The following is a 21763-nucleotide window of genomic DNA, read 5'->3' on the forward strand; positions in this document are numbered from 1 at the left end:
ATGGAGGAATTATGAACACACTTACTTTTATTTTTTTATGCTTTGCAGGTTTTCTAGCAGCCTTTGTGGATTCCATTGCTGGTGGTGGTGGAATAATAAGCGTTCCTGCTTATATGATAGCTGGGTTGCCTCCTCACATGGTCCTTGGAACTAACAAGTTTACAGCTTCTATGGCATCTCTTACTAGTTCTATTAATTTTATAAAATCAGGTAACTGCAATTTTAAGTTTCTTAAAATAGTAGCACCTTTTACTTTAGTAGGCTCTATTTTAGGCGTTAAGGCTGTACTTCTATTGGATGAAAGTTTTCTACAACCTTTAGTTCTTGTGCTAGTTCTTGCCATAGGTGTTTATACATTCTTTTCTAAATCCATTGGAGAAAAGGATAATTTTAAAGGATTAAATAAAAAAAATATGACTATTTCTATAATTTTTGCTTTTTCACTAGGATTCTATGACGGATTCTTTGGACCTGGTACAGGCTCCTTTTTAATCTTTGGTCTTATTAATATTTTAGGTTTTAATTTTCTTAAAGCTTCAGCCAATGCTAGAGTTTTAAATTTTGTTAGTAATATTGCTGCTCTTGTTACCTTTGCCTTTAGTGGTAACATAAATTACCTAATTGGTATACCTGTTTGTGTATTTATGATATTAGGAGCTAAGCTTGGAACAAAGTTAGCTATTAATAAGGGTTCAAAGGTTATTAAGCCTATTTTTGTTACTATGTCCCTTGCCGTAGCTATAAAAATGTTATTACAACTATTTTAATATTCAAACATTTTATATATTAGGAATAATTTTCTTTACAGTGACTTATCCTTGGCCTATACTTATTAATATGTGTTAAAAAGGAGGCTTTGTGCTCATGTATTCATTTATTGTTTTAATTATTATAATTGTTATTGGATTTTTAGTTTGTAAAAGAAATTATAAAAACAGAGCTAGCCATATTAATGGCAATTTATTAGAGTTTTGCTATCATATTGTTGTAGAATTTGAAAAACTCAACTATGATCAGCGGATAAAATTTAAAGATTCTCTTACTCCAAAGGAACTAGACTTATTTGATGGAATAATAACTAGAAACATATCTTTAGGTAAAAATCTAAACATACTTCAAAATCATATGTTTAATCTAGAGTCCATTATGAAAAAATTAAAGGCACAGGAAAACTAATATACTTTATAAATAAATATTTTTTATAAATATATAGATATAATTTCTCATTTTATACATAAACTAAATGGGAATCTTAAGAAAGGAATGATTATATGAATTTCAAGAAATTAATAACAAATACTTTAGCTATTGTAGGTGCTGTTGTCATTGTAGATAAAATAGTAAATGCTGTTTCAAACAAGAGTATAAAAACTATAAGCGAGGCTCTTATGAATGACAATGAAGATAAGGATGAAGATTCAGACCTATGTCAATGTAGCTTTTTAGATGATGACTATGAAGAAAATCTTAATGCTTGTCACTGCGGTGAAGGCGAAATGGATTATGACGCTTTCCCTGACATAAAACAATATGAAAATGAAGACGATAACGCTTTTCAATATGCTATAAAAACTGAATCTACTACTGATGCTTCAAAAGAAGTATAATTGTTACACAAAAGTCCACTTCCTATAAAGGAAAGTGGACTTTTTAACTATCTATGATGTTTTTTATGATGTTTTTTCTTCTTCTTTTTACTTTGATCACAATCATTACATTCTTTATAATCATAGTGTTTCTTCTTGTGATGTTTGTGTCCATAGTCACAATTATTTAAATACATGTCCTGGAGTAAGTATTCACACTTTATACAATTGCTTTTAGGTTGAATACATTCCTCACATACCTTATATTTCATAGAATCACGGTTTTCTAATCTACGACGATCACCTTCATACTCTTCTCTTAAAATTTCATCATAGGCAGGTTTTTCATACCTTTTATAATCATCATTTGAAACTAAATCTTGATTTTCTTCTTCTCTATCACATTTGCATTTTATAGTTTTTTTGTCCCATTCATTTATAAATTCTGATTTATCTTCATGGTTTTCATGAAGCTCATCATTATCATAGCAGAATTGTTTATATTCTTTCTCATGGAAGTTGTGGTTTTCATGATAATCATCATCTTTATGATTATCACGGTAATTACAGTACTCTTTCTTCCAACGGAAATCATACTTATCCCACCTATCATGTTCATCATGATTTTCATGAAGCTCATCATTATCATAGCAGAATTGTTTATATTCTTTCTCATGGAAGTTGTGGCTTTCATGAGAATCATCATCTTCATGATTATCATTGTCATTACGGTACTCTTTCTTCCAATTGCAATCATACTTATCCCACTTATCATGTTCATCATGGTGGTGGTCATTATGATCATGATGCTCTTCATGGTGTTCATGATTATCGCAGTGGTGGTCATGATGTTCTTCATGGTGTTCATGGTGATCTTCATGGTGATCGTGATCATCGTCATGGTGTTTATGATGTTCTTCATGACATTTATTACATTTTGGACAAGTGTATTTAGATTTTTCTTCTAAGTATTCATAATCATCTTCACATCTATAATCATTATTAGCTCCATAAAGGCTTAATTTATCTTGAGGTTCTCTATTTCCATAATATTTTTTATAGGCTGTTTCAGCTTCTAATCTCTTCATATATAAAATATCATCAAATTCATCATCAGTTTCTACAAAATCATCATAAATTTTTATATTTTCTTTTCTTTCAATAGGTTTGACAAATCTTTTTGCTAAACTATCTACAGGATCATTAAATTCTAGAGACTTCACATCAGCTTCTCTATCCCATCTATTATTCACTTGACGTTTATCTGTATTTTCAATACTTAACACTGTATTTCTGCCAAAGGTAACATTAGCACTAGCTCTTTCTTGTGAAAAATCTCCATCAGTATCAAAGGCTTCAATGGACATTATATATTTTTCTCCCACACTTGGTTTATTAGCTAATCTTAAAACATATGAGTTAGCATCTCTTCCTAATGTAGTTACATAATTAGAGTTTATAAATATATTATATCCACCTAAATCTATATCTGTATTTGGAGTCCATGTTAGACGTATTTCTTGTCCTGTTGCTACTGCTCTAAAATCTCTTACCTTTCTAGGTTGCATTAATAAATCTAAATTTTCTGGTCCATAGTTTAAATCTACTGGTGGATTAACTCCTGGCATAGTTCCATTTTCAGTAAATTGCCACATTCTCCATCTAGTCCATCCACCTTGATCCCTTGGATATGGTGGATTGGGTTGTATTTCTGGATACATAGCAATCCATAAAGGCATATCTGCTAGAATAAATCCTTTTTTAGTATGATAGAAATTATTGTATAATTCTATGAAAAAAGCTCCTGTATATAACATCATTTTTCTTCTAGTTCTTCTCTCAAATCTCTTTCTAAATCTATCTACCCAATCTAATAAAGCATCTGTAGATATAGATTTATCTAGTGGTGCTTCAATATCAATTACTGGAAATAAATCTCCATATCTTCCTGGTCCATAAGCCTGTTGTAATATGTCTATAAATCCATCACATTGAACATCTGCTGTAGTTAAATCTGTGGAAGGCACTGCATAGTGATATGCACCTGTTTTAATTCCTACATTTCTTAATCCGTTTGCATATTCAATAAACTTTCTGTCTAATCTAAATCTACCAGTACCAAAACCAGAACCACGTAAATAAGCGTAAGGGGTTTGTGTTGCAAGTAGAGTATAGTTTACATCGCCCCTATATTCATTTAAGTCAGGACCTATTATGTTGCGACTAGTTTTATTTTGCATACTATCCTCCGAAATTGAATGCTTCACTTATTATATTACTAGTCTTACATATAATGTGTTACAGTTTTTTTATTTTAATTATAGAGATTTTTATTAAAATTTTCCTTATTAAATATTAGGATACGACACCTAATTCCTTGCTTTAATATCTCCATTTTGTAAGTTTACCTCATATATTTTGTTGTATAATAAAGTATTTTCATCCCTTCTATTATTCCCTGAATAGGTTATATCAAAAATTATGGTATTCTTATCTTTAAACAAGCTCTTATAATAGGTAGTAATTCCTTTTATATATTTATTTAAATTTTTATTTTGAGAATTTGCTTCTTTAACATCTTTGGCAAACTTAAAGATTTCTTCCTTAAAATAATTGTTAATTTTTGCTTCTATATCCTTATTCACCATATTCTCAATTTTAGGATAGGATAAATATTCATTAAAGTCCTTATTACTTTCTTCATAGGTTATCGTTTTTATTGTTGGTGCTTCTACTTGAATATTTACTTTATTTAATCCATTAGGAAATGCACTTAATGGTATGTAGAATTTAGGACTGCCTGCTACATAAGGCGCAATTTCATATTCATCAAAATATACAACTAAATCCTTATCTGTTAGGAAAAACTTTTGATTATATGGAATCATGTTTAATTTATCTACAACTTCTTTAAAATATAATTCTGGATTTTTACTTATTGTAGATTTTATATTATCTAAGATTATTTTATTATAATTTTTATTATTCCCAAGGAAATCCTCAATAACTCCTCTATTTCCTGTCTTAGTATCAAAGTTAAACGACTCATCTGTAGTAGAACCATGAGCTCCACCGGTAAAACTGTATAAGTGCAATGTTAAGGAGAGTATATTATCCTTGTTATAGGTTACATTATTATTTATATTAATTACATAGGGTTTCACTTCTAATCCAGCTTTTATATTAGATTCATTGTCTCTTATAGATAAATTAGTTATATATTCTACAAAATCGTTAATTCTTTTAGATATTTTATTATTTATAATTTCTTCAACAGCTTTATTATTAGGAATTTTTACAACGGGTTTATTAATATTTACAGATACATACTCATTAGAATATACTTTTTCCTCATTTTCTATTATGGCACCTTCTTCATCTTTAACTATGTTACTAACCATTCTTGGTAAGGATATCTCTACAGAATCTGGATCAATATGTGCATCTAAAGCAAATACTGTATGAAAATTAGTTGTTAGCAATAGAATTAAGATTAAATATTTAACTTTCCTCATAACATTTCTCCCTTCTATAAAATATATTTTAAACAATTCTATATAAAATAACTTTATATTAGTTTGCCCATAGAAATACTCTGTACACCTGTTAATTTTTAATAAAAAAAATGCCTTAACTTTTGGTTAAGACATTTTTTTATTATTTTTAAACTTTAATTCTTAATTGATTTAAGATAGTACTTGTTATAAATTGAGGTCCACCTACTACATACATCTTACTTATACTATTTCTATTTTGTGTAACTATATTCATTACGGAGGTTTCTACATCAATTGTATTTGTTAATAATACAAAAGATTTTTTTGTGCTGCTAAAGCTGAAATAGAAAGTGCATTTGGAAAATTTGTACCTAGAGCCATAAACATTTCACTGCCAGTTAAACTACTTTTATATCATAACATATAAATTAGGAGTAAAATGTAAATTTATATAATACAGTATCATTATATAATAGTTAATAGGAACTTAAATCTTTCTTTATCTGTTGTAAAACTTTTAAAGGATACATCATAGAGACTCTCATCATTATGATATATCCTTTAATATTTACTTTAAATTATAAAATCCTTTGGATCATGTTCCTTTGCTTTAGGACCATTATATTCAGCTTTAGGTCCATTAAATACAGCCTTTGCACTTTCAACTTGAGGATCATGATTTATATTTTTCTTTTTAAAATTTCCATCTTGTTTTTTATTGTTTTGTGTTCTTTTCATATTTGTCATGGTATCACTCCTTTGTAATATTAGAGTAACCACAAATCTTTAGTTTATACTTTTTAAATTCCTTTCCCTATTTATTATCTCCTTAGATAAACTATTTGCTTTATCTATGATATTATCATAATTCATAGTTAATATTACACCATCTTTAAATACTATCTCACCATTTATTATTGTGTATTTTACAAAACTAGAATTTCCACAACATACTATGGCAACTATAGGATCTTCGCAGCCAGTAAAGGATATGTCTTTTAAATCTATAGCAATCATATCTGCAGCCTTATTAACTTCTAATCTCCCTATGTCATTTCTTCCTAAAACTTCAGCTCCACCCTTTGTAGCCATTTTTAATACCTCATAGGCACTTAATCCAGTATGCCCATACTTTAAATGATTTAAAAGATAAGTTCTTCTAACTTCTTCCCACATATTTGATCCATCATTAGAAGCACTGCCATCAACTCCTATACCTACTGGAATGCCTGCTTTTATAAGTTCGCTAGTTTTACATATACCACTTCCTAGCTTCATATTGGATGTTGGACAATGAGCAATGCCAGCTCCTTGGATAGCTTTAATTTCTCTATCACTTAAATATATACCATGTGCAAACCACACATCACTGCCTATCCACTCTAACTCCTCCATAAGTTCCACTGGAGTTTTATCATATCTGGCCTTGCAATACATTTCTTCATCAACGGTTTCACAAAGATGAGTATGAAGCATTACACTTTTTTTTCTTGCTAATTTTTTTGTTTCCCACATTAAATTTTTAGTTACAGAAAAAGGTGAGCAAGGGGCTAAGGCGATCCTTGTCATTGCTAATTCTGTATAATCGTGGTACTTATCTATTAATCTCTCGGAATCAAGTAAAATTTCTTCCTCACTTTGTATAGCAGATGAAGGTGGTAATCCTCCTTCATCCCTTCCTAGATTCATAGAACCTCTAGTAGCATGAAATCTTATTCCAATATCTCCAGCAGCTTTAATTTCTTCATCAATTAAAGTTGTATTAGCTTTTCTTGGAAATATATAATGGTGATCTGATGTAGTTGTGCATCCTGTACGTACTAATTCACTAAGGCTAACCATTGCCCCATAATAAACAGACTCACTGTCTATATGCTTCCAAAATTCATATAATCCCTCTAACCATGGGAAAAGCGGCATATCCTGTACTTCTTTCATTCCTCTAAATAAACTTTGATAAAAATGGTGATGAATATTTATAAAGCCTGGCAATACAGCCATGCCATCACAATCTATAATCTGTACTTTATCTTTAATATCCGAAACATCTATATTCTTTTCTATTTTCGTAATCCTATTGTTCTCTATTAATAAATCCATATGTTCAAATATATTGTCTTCATTATCCATAGTTATTAACCATGAGATATTTTTTAATAATTTCACATTCATTTAAATTCCCCCAAATTTAAAATTAATATTTAATTATATATTATTGAAGATTATCTATATGTTATATAATATCACAAAATCACATATTAATAAATTAAATTTCAGTATATTTTGTTATTCTTTCTAATATATTCCTTTATTTATAATTATATTATGATATAATTATAGTATTATACTCAATTATTAAGGGTAAATTTATTACTATAAGAAAATAATTTAAAGGAGGATATTTTATGACGGAATACAACTTATCAACATTAGAAGCCTTTCAAGTTTTAGATTCTAATCCCACTTACAGAGCTATTAATTCAGAAGGTCATACTCTAGAACTTAGAGGTCCAGAAAAATTTATCATTCATAGACGTGTAAAACTTGCAAAAGATAAGCATGTAAGTCTTAATGATACCTGGAGAATAATTAAGCCTATTGACTATGAACTAGCTAATGATCTTTTCAAAAGACTCAGAACCATAGAAATTAGATTTGACGACGGTACTAAAAAATTCTATTCAAAGATGCCTGACAATGGTCATGTTATCCTTGAAAGTGATCTACCACACTATAGAAATTGCTTATTTTATTGTTTTAGTTATTATGAAGAATAAAATTTTTATGTAAGGATTTATTATGGATGCTTATGAATGGATAAATGAAAAATAGACTGTGAAACTTATTTTAAGATTTCATGGTCTTTTTTTGTAACCTTTAAATCTCATACTAATATATTATATATAGATAATACTTTTTAGGAGATTTAAATGGATTTTTATGGAAGTCAAACTGAAAAAAATTTAAAAAAGACTTTTACTGGTGAGAGTAAGGCTAACACTAAATATACATTGTATGCCGAGAAAGCCAGAAGAGAAGGTCTTCACTATGTAGCCCAAGTCTTTGATGAAACTGCATTTAATGAACTTGCACATGCTAGAAGGGTCTTTGCTGAATTTCTAGGTGAAGTAAACTCTACAGAAGAAAACTTAATGAATGCCTTTATGGGCGAAACTGCTGAAGCAACTGCAATTTATAAAGAATATGAAGAAGTCGCAAGAAAGGAAGGGTTCGAAGAAATCGCAGACTTCTATAAGGAAGTTGCTGAAGTAGAAGCTGAGCATGACTTAAGATTCCGTGCTCTTTACAACAGATTACTTAGCTGTACATTGTATAAAGGAGATTCTGACTCCTTATGGCGATGTACTAATTGTGGATATATACATGAAGGATCCACTGCACCTATGGTATGTCCTCTTTGTAAATTCCCTCAAGGATGGTTTGAACCATATTGTAACCCTCTAGAATAGCTCTTCTAAAATAGCGCAGATACCTACTCCGGGGTAATCTCGCTATTTTATTTTTTATTATATAAAGGTTTTTAACAATTTTTATAGAAATATTTAATCTATATACTATTAAGCTAAGTTTAGCTTAATGTGTGTTTATTTTTTCACATTGATATGAAATGGAAATATTACACTTTGTAGCCATGATATAAACAGAATTCTTTGCTTCAGAGGGAGTTTTTACTCCCATTGAAGCTTACTAACAGAATTCTTGGTATCAATTTATTTGATACTTAGAAATCGTTGTCCTTTAGTGGAAATCGTTATCCAGGGACATAACAGCTCTTTACTCCCACTTTTGAAGAAGATGGGAGTATTAGAGCGGGTATTCATCGGATTAACAGAGTTCTTAGCTTCTGTGAAGCTTTAGAAATCGTTATCCAGGGACGTAGCAGCTCTTCACTCCCACTTTGAAGAAGATGGGAGTATTAGAGCTGGTAGTCATCGGGTTAATTTATTTATTATAGGAGTTATTATGAGTATTAAAGTTTTAATTTGTGATGATGATGCACTGATAAGAGAAAGTTTGAAAATTATACTATCCATGGATGATGAGTTAAATGTTGTACATATATGTGAAAATGGTACGGAAGCTGTTAAGTATTGCTGTTATAACTCTGTGGATGTGGCACTTTTAGATGTTCGTATGCCTAAGTTAAATGGTGTAGAGGCTACTAAGGAAATTTCTAAAAACACCTCAACCAAGGTCATTATATTAACCACCTTCGATGAGGATGAATATATTTCTTCTGCACTAAGGAATGGTGCAAAGGGTTATTTATTGAAAAGTAATTCTCCAGATACTATAATTAACACCATTAAAGTAGTTCATAATGGAAGTGGCGTGGTAGAAAATGGAATTATAGATAAGCTTCTTTCTAAGGTTTCTCCAATATGCCCTAACCTTATTATGAATAATTTTTCTAAAAGAGAGGTAGAAATTATAGAATCCATTGCTGAAGGTTTAAGTAATAAGGAAATCTCTGAAAAGCTATATATTTCTGAAGGTACTGTGAAAAATTATATTACAAACATATTAACTAAAACTAATTTAAAGCATAGAACTCAAATTGCAGTTCACTATTTAAAAGGAAAAATTTAAGTATGACGAAAGTCATATAAAGTTATGACCTTTTCCACTTATTAGTGGAAAAGGTTTTTTATATAATTTGAATATAGGATATTCTAGTTCTATTCAAAGGAGTTGTTATAATGTTAATAAATATAGAAAACCTGACTAAAAACTTTGGTGATAACATTGCTATAGATAATTTAACCTTGTCAATTGAAAAGGGTGAAATTCTAGGTCTTTTAGGACCTAATGGTGCAGGTAAAACTACTACTATAAATATAATTACCTCCATATTAAAACCTACTAAGGGTAAAGTAGAAATCTTCGGAAAATCTCTTTATAAGTATGGTCCAGAGATTAAAGCTGGCATGGGTATTGTGCCTCAATGCATATCTTTATATGAAAACCTTACAGTAGAAGAAAATATAAGCTTTTTTGCTAAACTTTATGGATTAAGGGGAGCTTCTTTAAGGGAAGGTTTAAACTATGCTCTCGATTTTACCTCTTTACAGGACCATAGAAAAACTAAGTGTAAAAATCTATCTGGTGGAATGCAGCGTCGATTGAATATTGCTTGCGCCATAGCTCATAAGCCTGAAATTATAATTATGGACGAACCTACTGTTGGAATAGATCCTCAGTCAAGAAATCATATATTAAACATGGTAAAGGAACTTAATAAAAAAGGGTGCACTATTATTTATACTTCTCACTACATGGAAGAAGTTCAACAGCTTTGTAATAAAATTGTCATTATGGATAATGGAAAGCTTATAGCAAAGGGAACTAAAGATGATTTAATCTCTTTAATTTCAGATAACTCAACTTTAGAAATTGAAGGCTATGATATTGATGAATCTATTTTAAAAAAACTTTTAGAAATAAAGGGTGTAAAGAATTATTCCTTTGATGAAAATAGAGTATTAATAACCTCCAGCATGGATGTGTCAAATTTAAGTTGCATTATTAACTTTTTCACTTCTAATAATATAGAAATTAAAAATGTGGGATATAAAACCTTAGATTTAGAAGATGTATTCTTAACTTTAACTGGCAAAAAACTTAGAGATTAGGAGGAAATTATGAAATTTTTAAGTATTGTTTATTATGATATATTAGACCTACTTAGGGATAAGACCTCCATGTTATCCATGATAATTTTCCCTATAGTATTAATGACTACCCTTGGAATTACTTTAAGTGATGCCTTTTCTTCAAGCTATGAATTTAAACCTAAAACAGTTATATATGTAAATAATCTTTCTACCACTTCTGATTTTAGTGAAGAAAAACTTATATTAGATAATTTCTTAGAATTAGGCCCCAAAAATAATATAACCTTTAAAGAAATATCATCTTTAGAGGAAGGTAAGAAAGAAGTTCAAACTGCTAACTCTATACTATTAGAACTTAAGGACAAAAATATTATAGTTTATAAAAATTCTAGGAATAAATATTCTACAAATATAGTTATAAGTATGCTAACTTCCATATCTAAAAAAGTAACTCTATCAACTATTACCAATGGTAATATTGAAACCTTAGACGAAGGCTTTACTACTGCCACTGAGTTTCAGCAGAAAAAAGGATTTACCTCCTATGATTATTATGGAATTGTAGAAATAACTATGATGGTTCTTTATGGCTCATTATATGGATTTTATAGCATCTATACCAACAGAAGAAACAAAATAGAAGCTAGGTGCTTTCAAGGTAATCTTTCTAAAAATTTCTATATACTAACTAAAGTTACTTCTACTTTTATTGTAACTATAATCTCTCTAATTCCTGCTATGGTATATTCTCTATTTGTTATAAAGGCTTATTGGGGCGAGGATTTCTTATCCGTTATAGCACTGCTTTTATCCTTGAATTTCTTTGGTACTACTCTAGGTATTTTATTTGGATATATTTTTAAAGAAGAAAAACATGGCTCCTTCTTTCTTAATACCTTAATTATACCTGTTATGACCTTTTTAGGTGGAGGATATGTATATTTAGAAGATGGCAATAAGCTCCTTGATATAGTACGCTATATTTCACCTTTAACCTTAATAAATAAATCTATTCTTTCCATAGCTTTTTATGAAGACTATTCTATATTCTATATAAGTATTTTCTACTGTCTATCCCTAGGAATTTTATTTTTAATTTGTACTTTCTGTATATCAAGTAAAAAGGAGGCCTATTAATGAAGATTTTATTAGTTATGGCTGAAAAAAATCTAAGACTTATATTTAAAGATAAACTTTCTATTATTCAGCTATTTATTCCCATAATAATAATAATGTTAAGTATAAAATTATTTAGCTTTAGTAATGGAACTGTAAAACTTGGAATTATAGATGAAGATATCTCTAATTCATCAAAGCTTCTAATAAGCAGTTTAAGTAATAGTTCTTCAATTAATACAGTCCATCTTGAAAGTTCTACTGTTGAATCAACTATGACAGAGAACTCTATTCCTGTCACCATTGAAATCCCTAGAGATTTTGAAAAAAGTATTATAAATGGAACTCCTGAAAAGATCAATGTGCTTTGTGAGAAAGATAATTCTATGGGTGATGCCATTACCTCCATAGTAAATCTTCAAGTACAAGATTTATATAATTTAGGCATTAATTCTAATAAAGACAATGATGAATACCAAAGTCTTCTTTTAAAATATAGTGATGATCCAGTTAAAATTACCTCTGAAACCTTATCAGATTTAGAACATGATTTTGACTTAACTCAAACTTCCATTGCCTTTGTAATTTTCTTTCTCATGATGAGGGCGTCTTCTGTATCTCATATAGTATTATCAGAGCGATGGAATAAAACTTACTTTAGAATATTTACTACCCCAGTTACCTCCTTTCAATATATTGGAGGAAATATCTTAGCAAACTTTTTACTTTTAGCTTTTCAAGTTCTCATTACTCTTATAACTCTAAATTATGTTGTAGATATATATACTGGAGTAGGATTTATTCCTTTATTTCTTCTATTATTAGGAATAGCCCTAGTTACCGTGGCCTTTGGTACTTTTTCCATAGCTTTATTTTTTAACTCTAGGGGCTACGGTATGTTTTCTAACATTGTAATTACTATAACTACCATGATATCAGGTGCTTTTACTTCTATTAATTTTTTACCTGAAAGTGTTAAATTTATAGCACCCTTTACTCCTCAATACTGGGTAATGAATGGAATAACTAAACTTCAAATGGGTATGGGCATAAATTCTATTATTATAAACCTGGGAATTTTATTATTATTTTCTATTGCTCTATTTTTAGCTGCAGCTTATAAACTTAAGTTTAAACTTCAATAATAGTTTTATATGTAAATTGATTGTGATAAGTATAGCATAAAAATATATTAACAATAACCCTTACTATGAATTCTAACTTCTTAGTAAGGGTTTATCTATGCATTCTTTTCTTTAAATGATATAGTTTAATTAATAATATTTATTTGAAACTTTATTTTGAAAGCAGGGATATAATGAGTATATTATCTTTGAAAAATGTTTCTTTTCAGGATGCTAATACAAAAGTTCTAAAGGACATAAATTTAGAAATCAATGAAGGAGATTTTATAGCTATCACAGGTCCTTCTGGTGGTGGTAAATCAACTTTGTTAAGACTTTTAGGGGACTTAATTTCGCCAACTTCTGGTCATATATTCCTAAGAGGAAAAGATTTTTCTGAAATTCCTCCTCTTAATCTACGGACGGAAATAAATTATTTCTTTCAACAACCTTATCTCTTTGGTAATACTGTATATGATAATCTATCTTTTCCCTATGAAATTAGGAAAAAATATATAGATGAAAATAAAATCTATATGCTTTTAGAAAAATTTAATATGGGAAAGGACTATCTTGATAAAGATATAAATAAATTATCTGGCGGTGAAAAACAAAGAATTTCCCTTATTCGTTCTCTTCTTCATGCAGGTCCTATTCTCTTGTTAGATGAAATTACCTCAGCACTAGACAAAGAAAATAAACTTTTAGTTGAACATATTATGAAGGATATGAATAAGGAAGGTCATACAATCTTGTGGATTACCCATGATATATCTCAAATAATGGAATTAAGCAACAAAAAAATTATTATAGAAGATGGAACAATAATTTCTAAGGAGGGATTCTAATGAGTACTCTCTCCCTTATAATTTCTTCAGTATTAATTGCCATCCCTATTTTTATCTCTTATAAAGAAGATTTAGGACTAGGTAAAGATATACTTATCAGTATGACTAGAGCCATAATCCAATTAGTTATTGTAGGCTATATACTTCAATTTGTGTTTAGCTTAGAGAATCCTATATTCACTATTTTGTTAGTTACTCTAATGATTGTGAATGCAGCATTTAACACCAAAAAGCGTAGCCAAAATATAAAAAATCCTGTTAGAACATCATTTATTGCTTTATTTTCAGGTGCTTTTATAACTCTTTCTATATTAGTACTTTCTGGTGCTATAAATTTTATTCCTAATGAAATAGTACCTGTAGCTGGTATGGTTGTTAGTAATTCTATGGTTGCCATTAATCTCAGTTACAAAAATCTCAATACTACTTTTAGTAGTAAGAGAAATGAAGTTGAAGTTAAACTTGCCCTTGGAGCCACAGCTAAGGTTGCATCTAAAGAGATTCTTAAAGATAGTATAAAGCTCTCAATAATGCCCTCCATTGACTCTGCTAAAACTCTTGGCATTGTATCTCTTCCTGGAATGATGACTGGATTGATTTTAGCTGGATCTTCTCCACTTATGGCAATCAAGTTTCAAATAATGGTTACCTTTATGATATTATCTTCAACTTCTATCGCCACCCTAATAGCTACCTATACCTCTTACAAAAGCTTCTTTAATGAAAGAACCCAATTAAACCTATAGTGTTAATAAAAGGATTGTCCCTAATAAATTTATGAGTTATTTAAGACAATCCTTTTCTAAATAGTGCTCTTATAATAAGGGAAGAATCATTAATATGGTAAATCCGTCTTGTCCATTAAAATTAATATTTCCTCCTAAGTCTATTACTCTCTCCTCCATTGCCTTAAGCCCAATGCTCTTTTTTATATTTAATACTCCATCCCCATTATCTTTAAGTGATACTCTTACAATCTTATTAAGAACTTCGATGTTTAAAGAAACGCTGTCACCAGTAGAATGTTTCTTTATGTTTGTAATTCCCTCCATTAGATTATTAATTATACACTTCCAATGACTATAGTTAAGCTTGTCTATATTTCCAGAGTGATTAAAGGTATATTCATAACTATTATGGCTAAAAGCATCATCCATTATGGATTTAACTCTATTTATACCTAATTGTTCCTCTGAAGGCTTAATTATTTTTAAAGTTATTCTAATGTCATCCATACCTTCCCTTAGAACTTTAATAGTTGTATTTATCATATTTTTAGCTTCATTTTTATCTTTATCTATTACTACCTTTGTTGCCTCTAGATGCATTAAACTAGATGCTATAGTATGTCCAATTTTATCATGCATTTCCTTTGATAGCTTATTTCTTTCTTCTAACTTTGTGGTGTATATTATCTGTTTTGAATAACTTTTTTCTTTTTCTACTTCTTTAGTATATTTGTCTATTTTCTCCCTTAGCATTAAGTTTTCTTTCCATATTTTATCTATCCTACTTACTTTATTAATTAATATCTTTACTACTATATAGTAAAATATTACAAACAACAAATAATTCATAACTATAGATGTTGGTATCATCATTATAAAGAAAATACACCCTATAAAAGAATAAGTAAGCTTTTTATTCATCAGTATACCTATATCAAAAAATGTAAATGGAGTTAATATAAAAAATATGCTATTATATTTTATACCTAACCCATAGGAAATTAATAAAGATATTATTGATAAACCTATCTTTACCTTAATATTATCTATATAGTATAGCGCTATGTTTATTATTATATAGCATAGTAATCCTATAACTATAGAGGTTTCGAAGGAGCCATAATTTATATATACATAAATACTAAATATCAACCCAATTAATTTTATAACGAGGAAATAATCATCTCTATTATGAAGCATACAATTTCCACCTTTGCTAAATATTATATCTATATATTATCACAATAATGAGTGGCTTTTGCAAAATATATTACTAATCTTATATAAACAGAGTTCTTAGCTTCTTCGAAGCTTTACTAACAGAATTCTTGGTATCAGTATTTTGATACTTAGAATTCGTTGTCCTTTAGTGGAAATCGTTATCCAGGGACGTAGCTGCTCTTTACTCCCACTTTGAAGAAGATGGAAGTATTAGCGCTGGTAGTCATCGGATAAAATATTGAGCATGCACTTTAATAATATAAGTGCATGCTCAACATTTATTTAGATTAATTTATTTGGGAAAGCCTTTTTATTATTGACCTAAGTTAGATTGTATGACTTCTATATCTTCTTTTTCACATAGAGTTATGGTTGCATCTTCTTCAAGAGTATCTACCATGCTTTCCTCTATTGATTTTTTATCTCTTTCTTTTCCTTTAACAAACATGAGAAATATTACCACTGGAATTTGAACAAATATAAGTGCTGCAAATATTCCAAATAAACCTGATAAGTTTATATCCCTAAATCTTTTATAACTTAAAATGAATAACATTGTATTTATAAAAACCATTAGGGTAATCTGAAAAGACATGGAAGCTGCTATTAGCAAATTATAGTCAGTTTTTTCAAATGTGAAAGTAATAAAAGTTCCAATAGTCTCTAATATTATAAATCCTATTAAAAAAGCTAGTACATATATACTATATTTTTTTCTTCCTATTACTTTGTTAAGTAAGAATAAGTCATCACTCATTTCATCACCTCATTAACAGTATTTTACAGTAACCTATTATAATTCTATACACATTTTCAAATATTATAACTAAAATCAATAAACCTATAGAAATTATTTTAAATAATTTCTATAGGTTTGTTTTACTGCTAGAACAAATTTCTTTATAAATGTAAATATATACGTAGGAATATAGTAATGCTATAATTACTATTCTTCAATTTTATATAAGTCTATATATTCATTATAAACTACCACTACTTTTTCTATATAGTTTACTGTTTCTATAAATGGTATTGTGTGAACCACTTCTCCGTCTTCAGAATATCTAGGATCTTGAAGCCATCTAAATACATTTCCTATTCCTCCATTATAGGCTGCTAATATTTCATTTCTATGTTTAAGTTGATCTTTTAAGTAATTTAGATACCAGCATCCCATTTCTATATTTACATCTTCATTCTTTAACATGTCCATGGAGAAATTTTCTATATTTAATTGTCTTGCTATCCATTCTCCTGTGCTTGGCATTATCTGCATTAATCCTACGGCTCCCATAGAAGATACAATATCCTTATCAAAACCACTTTCTGTTTTGATTATAGCTGCCACTAAATAAGGATCTAGTCCATACATTTTACTATATACTTCTATTTCATCACTAAAGGGCACCGGTATATGCTTCTCTACTATATCTTTTTCATTGTTATCTATTTCCTTAGGTTTTTCATTTTCTTGTAAACTAATAAAATATAGATTAATACACATTCCTGCTATAAATAAAATAGCTGTTATTCTAATAAACTTAAGATTTAACTGCTTTTCTTCTATTATTTCCATTATACCTCCACTAACAATGTATAATTTTATTAATTTAATTAGAATTCATGTATTAATTAGTATTTCACCTTTGTGCTAAAATAAACAAAAAGACTTTAAAATAAAAGTTAATTTATTTTAAAGTCTTAGTTTCTCTTAATATATTTAATATATAAACTATGTATTAAATATATTGTTGAAATTTAAAATTTTAAATGTATTTTGTCCTAAAGTTTAAATTGTTCCATAAACCCTTTCATATTTTCTGTAAGCTCCAGTAATTTCTCCGCTGCATTTGCAACTTCATCACTAGAAGCTGTAAGTTCTTCTGTAGATGCAGCTATTAATTGTGTATTTCCTGAAACCTCAGAAGATATTTGTGTTGAATTTTCTATGTTTTCAGTAATAGAATTCTTTTCTTCTATAATCTCTTTAGAACTTACTGCTACCTCTTCTATCTTAGGTACCATATCTAGAACTAAAGCTGCGATGTTTCTAAATGACTCTATAGCATTATCCACAGTAATTAAGCCTTTATTTAGTTCTCCATTTATATTATTGCTCTTAATTTCTATAGACTCACTTTCTTTAATAGCAGAATTTATAACATTGTAAATATTTTGAGTAGATTTCTTGCTCTGCTCTGCTAGCTTTCTAATCTCATCTGCTACAACTGAGAAACCTCTTCCAGCTTCTCCAGCTCTTGCAGCTTCTATTGCCGCATTTAAAGCTAAAAGATTTGTCTGTTCAGATATACTATTAATTATTTCCGTAATTTCTGTTACTGTTTCCATACTAGATTTCATATTTTCTATAGAACTATTAAATTCTTTAAAGGAATTACTTAATTCATTCATAGCCATAGCTAACTTTTCCATATCATCATTACTCATATCAGCCTTATGATTAACATTTTCTGCCATACTACTAATATTGTATATCTCATTTATATTAGTAGAAAGTTTTTTATCAAACTCCTCAAGTTCTTTATTTACATTTTCCAATTCTTCCGTTTGCTTTTGCGTACTTGCAGCAGTTTCCTCTACACTTTCACTTATACTTTGAGCTCCTGCCACAAATTCTTCTGCTAAAGCAGCTAAAGATGAAGCCTCATTTTCAATAACCATGGAACTATCTTTAACATTTAGAATCATTCCACCTATTATTTCCTTGCTTTTTTCTACAGCCATATATATCTCTTTAATTTCATCATTTCTCATCTTAACTATATTATTTTTAGAGAAATCCCCCTTAGCCATGTTTTCTACAATATTACCTATACTTCCTAATCTTTTAGTCATAGATTTAGCTACTACATATCCAAATAATATACCTAGCACTATAAATATAACACATACAGCTACTATTTTTTTCTGAAATTCAGGTATTTCTGCTAATAGATCCTTTCCACTGACTTCTACACCTACAGACCAACCTGTTGATTCTATAGGAGCAAATCCAAGATATTTTTCATTATCACCTAAAGCATAATCACCCGCTCCACTTTCTGTAGATGTCATTTTTTCTAAAATATGTTTCATATTTTCGGAACCTTTACTGTCTTTTACTGTATCTAGCAATTTAGTTCCGATAAGTGAAGAGTCATTATGAGCTATGATATTTCCTTCTTTGTTTATTAAGAAAGCATTTCCACTTTTACCTATAGATACATGCGATATTATTGCTGATAATTTACTAGCATCAATATATGTTATTAAAACACCTTTTATATCACCATTTTCTTTTATAGGAGTACTTATAGCTATTTCTAGCATACCATCAGTGGTACCCAAATATGGTTCACTGATAAATGTAAGTCCACTTAATGCATGTGAAAAATACTCCTTATCCTTAATATTAGTACTTTCTCCTGCAGTATCTATACAATTTCCTTCAGTATCTACTATAGCAACTTTTTTTAACTCTAATTTTTCTGATATAAATTTTAACTTCGTTAGCTTTTCTTTTGTTTTTATAGTATCATCTACTAAAAAATCATTTATGGCTATTTGATTTGCTATAGAGCCATAACTATCTGTCAATTGGTTCACTTCTCCTGACATAGATATAGCTACATTTTTTAGTAACTCCTTAGATTTCTCAGTGATAACCTTCTTATTCATAAACAGAGAAAAAGCTGATAGAAATGCTGCAACTAATACTATAACCAAGGTAAAGCTTACCATAAGTTGCATGCCTATTCCTCTAAATTTTTTTGATTTTCCATTTTTGTTGCTTTTAACTTTATTATTTTTCAGTTCTTTCTTTGCTTTTTTCATGAGCTTCATAACTTCCCCACCTTACTTTATATAAATAAATTTTACAACTGTATATACACTCCATACATAAATATATTCGAAACAAAAAATTATTATCTTTACCATATAATATGGAATTTTTACTAAATTCTAAAAGTAAGTAATAATTTTAATATAAATTTAAGATTTATATGATAGAATTAAATAAAATAAGGTTATATTATCTAAAAATTTGTAATTTAAGAGGTGATGAGTTATGAAATTATTATTAGTTGAAGATGAAATACACCTTGCTGAAGCTTTAAAAGAGATACTTACTAAAAATAAATATATAGTGGATAGTGTTTATGATGGTGAAGCAGGTCTTGATTATGGACTTACAGGTATATATGATTTGATTATATTAGATATAATGCTACCAAAAGTTAATGGATTAGATATTTTAAAGGAGTTAAGGGCTAATAATATATCTACTCCTATTCTGCTTTTAACTGCCAAAGGAGAAATTCAAGATAAAGTTAAAGGATTAGATTATGGAGCAGATGACTATTTAGTGAAACCTTTCTCTCATGAAGAACTTCTTGCTAGATTAAGAGCTCTTAGCAGAAGAAAGGCTGAAGTTATAAATGATAATGCTCTTCACTTTAGTGACTTTTCCCTTAATCTATCTACCTATGAACTTGAAGGAAATAGTGATTCTGTACGACTTACCTCAAAGGAATTTCAAATTTTAAAATACTTTATGGAAAGACCTATTTTAATAGTTACTAAAGATGATTTAATTACTAAGGTTTGGGGCTATGACTCAGATGCTGAATATAATAATATCGAGGTATATATATCATTTTTAAGAAAAAAACTATCCTATGTAGGCTCTAAATCCAAAATATCCACCCTTCGTGGTATTGGCTATAAATTGGAGGAGGAGTATGTTTAAAAAATTAAAATTTAAATTTATTATGATAAATATGTCTCTTTTAACCTTTGTATTTCTTTGTATATTTGGAGTCATATACTTTATAACTTGGAATAGTGGAGAAAGACAAATTAGCTTTTCTCTTAATACACTAATCCATGAACCTAACAATGGTGCCCCCATTAAAGGTGGTCCCCTTAATAATGGTATACTAATAAATCTTGACCATAATTTAAACGTGATAAATATTATTACTCCATATAATGTTGATAAAGATATTCTTGTTGAATCAGTAGCTAATATTCTAACCATGGAAGGTTCTTCAGGAGTTATAAAAGTTGAAGATACTGATTTTGCATACTTAAAAAGCTTAGATCGTAAAATTAATAGAATTGCTTTAATAAATAAGTCACCTCAGCAAAATCTATTAAAAAATCTTTTAAAGACTTTTTTCTTAACTGGCTTTATCAGTTTGATTATATTATTTACCATAAGCTATTACCTAGCTTATAAAACCATAGCACCAATTAAAGAGGTATTTGAAAGACAAAAACAATTTATTGCAGATGCCTCCCATGAGCTTAGAACACCTATTGCTATTATTAAAACTAATTTAGCTTTAGTTTCATCTAATAAAGTTAAAACTGTTGAAAGTCAAAGCAAATGGATGAATTATATAAATCTACAAACTGATAGAATGTCTCATCTTATTGATGATATGCTTTCCTTAGCTAAGCTTGATGAAGATAAAAAAGTACTTAGCCTCCAACCTATAAACATAAATAAAATACTAGAAAATTTACTTATGTCCTTTGAAGCAGTTTTCTTTGAAAATAAAATAGAATTTAAAAACAATTTAAAAGATAACTTTTTTATAAATGGGGATTTAGAAGAAATTAAAAAGCTTTTTAACATTTTAATAGATAATGCTATTAAACATACTTTCCAAAATGGAACTATTACCATCTCTTCAAGTAAATTAAAATCTAAGATAGAAATTATTATTACTAATACTGGAGAAGGAATTCCTGACAAAGACCTAGAAAAAATTTTTGAAAGATTTTATCGTTCTGATGAATCTAGACAACGTAAAACCGGTGGTTATGGCTTAGGCTTAGCCATTGCAAATGCCATAGTAACCAAGCATAAAGGAAAGATTTATGCTAGAAGTAATTTAGGTAAATATACCTCCTTTATTGTTGAACTTCCTATTTTAGAATCAAAGAATTAATAATCAAACACAACAAAGCACTATAATATAAATTATATAAATTTAAA

At 28.9% G+C, this 21763-nt stretch carries 21 protein-coding genes; 13 read left to right on the forward strand and 8 right to left on the reverse strand.

All coding sequences use genetic code 11. From position 1 onward, the window contains the following. Window positions 1-11: 11 nt before the first annotated feature. From ABDZ93_RS17890 to ABDZ93_RS17900, 3 genes are all read left to right on the forward strand, one after another. A complete protein-coding gene (locus tag ABDZ93_RS17890; protein ID WP_343827871.1) occupies window positions 12-767 on the forward strand; it encodes a TSUP family transporter in 756 nt (251 codons plus the stop codon). Window positions 768-864: 97 nt separating this feature from the next. Further along, entirely contained in the window at window positions 865-1176 is a 312-nt protein-coding gene (locus tag ABDZ93_RS17895; RefSeq protein ID WP_343827872.1) for a hypothetical protein, read from the forward strand. 95 nt (window positions 1177-1271) lie between these two features. Continuing rightward, entirely contained in the window at window positions 1272-1607 is a 336-nt protein-coding gene (locus ABDZ93_RS17900; RefSeq protein WP_343827873.1) for a hypothetical protein, read from the forward strand. Window positions 1608-1654: 47 nt separating this feature from the next. On the opposite strand, the gene ABDZ93_RS17905 is transcribed toward ABDZ93_RS17900, so the two are convergent. The 4 genes from ABDZ93_RS17905 to ABDZ93_RS17920 all read right to left on the reverse strand — a co-directional run bounded on the left by ABDZ93_RS17905 (window position 1655) and on the right by ABDZ93_RS17920 (window position 7255). Next, window positions 1655-3826: a glycoside hydrolase family 25 protein gene (locus ABDZ93_RS17905; protein WP_343827874.1), complete on the reverse strand. Its 2172-nt coding sequence runs from the start codon at window positions 3824-3826 to the stop codon at window positions 1655-1657. Between the two features lie 129 nt (window positions 3827-3955). Further along, the gene (locus ABDZ93_RS17910; protein WP_343827876.1) at window positions 3956-5101 is read right to left on the reverse strand and encodes a PdaC/SigV domain-containing protein; all 1146 of its coding nucleotides are present in this window, start codon (window positions 5099-5101) and stop codon (window positions 3956-3958) included. A 555-nt stretch (window positions 5102-5656) separates the two neighbouring features. Further along, window positions 5657-5830: a CPC_1213 family protein gene (locus ABDZ93_RS17915; RefSeq protein WP_343827877.1), complete on the reverse strand. Its 174-nt coding sequence runs from the start codon at window positions 5828-5830 to the stop codon at window positions 5657-5659. A 39-nt stretch (window positions 5831-5869) separates the two neighbouring features. Next, window positions 5870-7255 (reverse strand): 8-oxoguanine deaminase, encoded by a 1386-nt coding sequence (locus tag ABDZ93_RS17920; protein WP_343827879.1) that lies wholly within the window; start codon window positions 7253-7255, stop codon window positions 5870-5872. A 233-nt stretch (window positions 7256-7488) separates the two neighbouring features. Between ABDZ93_RS17920 and ABDZ93_RS17925 the strand changes: the two genes are divergently transcribed. From ABDZ93_RS17925 to ABDZ93_RS17960, 8 genes are all read left to right on the forward strand, one after another. Further along, the gene (locus ABDZ93_RS17925; protein ID WP_343827880.1) at window positions 7489-7860 is read left to right on the forward strand and encodes a hypothetical protein; all 372 of its coding nucleotides are present in this window, start codon (window positions 7489-7491) and stop codon (window positions 7858-7860) included. A gap of 153 nt (window positions 7861-8013) precedes the next feature. Next, entirely contained in the window at window positions 8014-8553 is a 540-nt protein-coding gene (locus tag ABDZ93_RS17930; RefSeq protein ID WP_343827881.1) for a rubrerythrin family protein, read from the forward strand. Window positions 8554-9067: 514 nt separating this feature from the next. Beyond that, window positions 9068-9694, forward strand: coding sequence for a response regulator transcription factor (locus ABDZ93_RS17935; RefSeq protein WP_343827882.1), 627 nt, complete (start codon window positions 9068-9070; stop codon window positions 9692-9694). Window positions 9695-9801: 107 nt separating this feature from the next. Then, on the forward strand, window positions 9802-10737 hold the full coding sequence (locus tag ABDZ93_RS17940) for an ABC transporter ATP-binding protein (protein ID WP_343827914.1): 936 nt from the start codon (window positions 9802-9804) through the stop codon (window positions 10735-10737). Between the two features lie 9 nt (window positions 10738-10746). Next, a complete protein-coding gene (locus ABDZ93_RS17945; RefSeq protein ID WP_343827884.1) occupies window positions 10747-11856 on the forward strand; it encodes an ABC transporter permease in 1110 nt (369 codons plus the stop codon). Beyond that, window positions 11856-12980, forward strand: a complete 1125-nt coding sequence (locus ABDZ93_RS17950) for an ABC transporter permease (protein ID WP_343827885.1) — start codon at window positions 11856-11858, stop codon at window positions 12978-12980. Before ABDZ93_RS17945 ends, ABDZ93_RS17950 begins: the two co-directional genes overlap by 1 nt. Before the next feature lie 173 nt (window positions 12981-13153). After that, window positions 13154-13807, forward strand: coding sequence for an ABC transporter ATP-binding protein (locus ABDZ93_RS17955; protein WP_343827886.1), 654 nt, complete (start codon window positions 13154-13156; stop codon window positions 13805-13807). Continuing rightward, a complete protein-coding gene (locus ABDZ93_RS17960) occupies window positions 13807-14553 on the forward strand; it encodes an ABC transporter permease (protein WP_343827887.1) in 747 nt (248 codons plus the stop codon). Before ABDZ93_RS17955 ends, ABDZ93_RS17960 begins: the two co-directional genes overlap by 1 nt. Window positions 14554-14622: 69 nt before the next feature. Here ABDZ93_RS17960 and ABDZ93_RS17965 read toward each other — a convergent pair whose 3' ends face one another. The 4 genes from ABDZ93_RS17965 to ABDZ93_RS17980 all read right to left on the reverse strand — a co-directional run bounded on the left by ABDZ93_RS17965 (window position 14623) and on the right by ABDZ93_RS17980 (window position 19599). After that, a complete protein-coding gene (locus ABDZ93_RS17965) occupies window positions 14623-15735 on the reverse strand; it encodes a sensor histidine kinase (protein WP_343827889.1) in 1113 nt (370 codons plus the stop codon). A 334-nt stretch (window positions 15736-16069) separates the two neighbouring features. Further along, entirely contained in the window at window positions 16070-16513 is a 444-nt protein-coding gene (locus ABDZ93_RS17970; protein ID WP_343827890.1) for a DUF805 domain-containing protein, read from the reverse strand. A gap of 189 nt (window positions 16514-16702) precedes the next feature. Further along, a complete protein-coding gene (locus ABDZ93_RS17975; RefSeq protein ID WP_343827891.1) occupies window positions 16703-17332 on the reverse strand; it encodes a lytic transglycosylase domain-containing protein in 630 nt (209 codons plus the stop codon). 206 nt (window positions 17333-17538) lie between these two features. Next, window positions 17539-19599 carry a methyl-accepting chemotaxis protein gene (locus ABDZ93_RS17980; protein ID WP_343827892.1) on the reverse strand — a complete coding sequence of 687 codons (2061 nt, stop codon included), beginning with the start codon at window positions 19597-19599 and terminating at the stop codon, window positions 17539-17541. 226 nt (window positions 19600-19825) lie between these two features. Here ABDZ93_RS17980 and ABDZ93_RS17985 point away from each other — a divergent pair, with 226 nt between their 5' ends. Further along, on the forward strand, window positions 19826-20506 hold the full coding sequence (locus ABDZ93_RS17985) for a response regulator transcription factor (protein ID WP_343827893.1): 681 nt from the start codon (window positions 19826-19828) through the stop codon (window positions 20504-20506). Continuing rightward, the gene (locus ABDZ93_RS17990) at window positions 20499-21716 is read left to right on the forward strand and encodes a sensor histidine kinase (RefSeq protein ID WP_343827894.1); all 1218 of its coding nucleotides are present in this window, start codon (window positions 20499-20501) and stop codon (window positions 21714-21716) included. The genes ABDZ93_RS17985 and ABDZ93_RS17990 overlap by 8 nt, the downstream gene beginning before the upstream one ends. Window positions 21717-21763 lie beyond the last annotated feature (47 nt).

The sequence above is a fragment of the Clostridium subterminale genome (assembly GCF_039521425.1).
GTDB classification, from domain to species: domain Bacteria; phylum Bacillota; class Clostridia; order Clostridiales; family Clostridiaceae; genus Clostridium_J; species Clostridium_J subterminale.

What these genes read in the sequence shown, in the direction of transcription:
- ABDZ93_RS17890 (WP_343827871.1), top strand. Translation starts at nt 12, where the DNA reads ATGAACACACTTACTTTTATTTTTTTATGCTTTGCAGGTTTTCTAGCA.
- ABDZ93_RS17895 (WP_343827872.1), top strand. Translation starts at nt 865, where the DNA reads ATGTATTCATTTATTGTTTTAATTATTATAATTGTTATTGGATTTTTA.
- ABDZ93_RS17900 (WP_343827873.1), top strand. Translation starts at nt 1,272, where the DNA reads ATGAATTTCAAGAAATTAATAACAAATACTTTAGCTATTGTAGGTGCT.
- ABDZ93_RS17905 (WP_343827874.1), bottom strand. Translation starts at nt 3,826, where the DNA reads ATGCAAAATAAAACTAGTCGCAACATAATAGGTCCTGACTTAAATGAA.
- ABDZ93_RS17910 (WP_343827876.1), bottom strand. Translation starts at nt 5,101, where the DNA reads ATGAGGAAAGTTAAATATTTAATCTTAATTCTATTGCTAACAACTAAT.
- ABDZ93_RS17915 (WP_343827877.1), bottom strand. Translation starts at nt 5,830, where the DNA reads ATGACAAATATGAAAAGAACACAAAACAATAAAAAACAAGATGGAAAT.
- ABDZ93_RS17920 (WP_343827879.1), bottom strand. Translation starts at nt 7,255, where the DNA reads ATGAATGTGAAATTATTAAAAAATATCTCATGGTTAATAACTATGGAT.
- ABDZ93_RS17925 (WP_343827880.1), top strand. Translation starts at nt 7,489, where the DNA reads ATGACGGAATACAACTTATCAACATTAGAAGCCTTTCAAGTTTTAGAT.
- ABDZ93_RS17930 (WP_343827881.1), top strand. Translation starts at nt 8,014, where the DNA reads ATGGATTTTTATGGAAGTCAAACTGAAAAAAATTTAAAAAAGACTTTT.
- ABDZ93_RS17935 (WP_343827882.1), top strand. Translation starts at nt 9,068, where the DNA reads ATGAGTATTAAAGTTTTAATTTGTGATGATGATGCACTGATAAGAGAA.
- ABDZ93_RS17945 (WP_343827884.1), top strand. Translation starts at nt 10,747, where the DNA reads ATGAAATTTTTAAGTATTGTTTATTATGATATATTAGACCTACTTAGG.
- ABDZ93_RS17950 (WP_343827885.1), top strand. Translation starts at nt 11,856, where the DNA reads ATGAAGATTTTATTAGTTATGGCTGAAAAAAATCTAAGACTTATATTT.
- ABDZ93_RS17955 (WP_343827886.1), top strand. Translation starts at nt 13,154, where the DNA reads ATGAGTATATTATCTTTGAAAAATGTTTCTTTTCAGGATGCTAATACA.
- ABDZ93_RS17960 (WP_343827887.1), top strand. Translation starts at nt 13,807, where the DNA reads ATGAGTACTCTCTCCCTTATAATTTCTTCAGTATTAATTGCCATCCCT.
- ABDZ93_RS17965 (WP_343827889.1), bottom strand. Translation starts at nt 15,735, where the DNA reads ATGCTTCATAATAGAGATGATTATTTCCTCGTTATAAAATTAATTGGG.
- ABDZ93_RS17970 (WP_343827890.1), bottom strand. Translation starts at nt 16,513, where the DNA reads ATGAGTGATGACTTATTCTTACTTAACAAAGTAATAGGAAGAAAAAAA.
- ABDZ93_RS17975 (WP_343827891.1), bottom strand. Translation starts at nt 17,332, where the DNA reads ATGGAAATAATAGAAGAAAAGCAGTTAAATCTTAAGTTTATTAGAATA.
- ABDZ93_RS17980 (WP_343827892.1), bottom strand. Translation starts at nt 19,599, where the DNA reads ATGAAGCTCATGAAAAAAGCAAAGAAAGAACTGAAAAATAATAAAGTT.
- ABDZ93_RS17985 (WP_343827893.1), top strand. Translation starts at nt 19,826, where the DNA reads ATGAAATTATTATTAGTTGAAGATGAAATACACCTTGCTGAAGCTTTA.
- ABDZ93_RS17990 (WP_343827894.1), top strand. Translation starts at nt 20,499, where the DNA reads ATGTTTAAAAAATTAAAATTTAAATTTATTATGATAAATATGTCTCTT.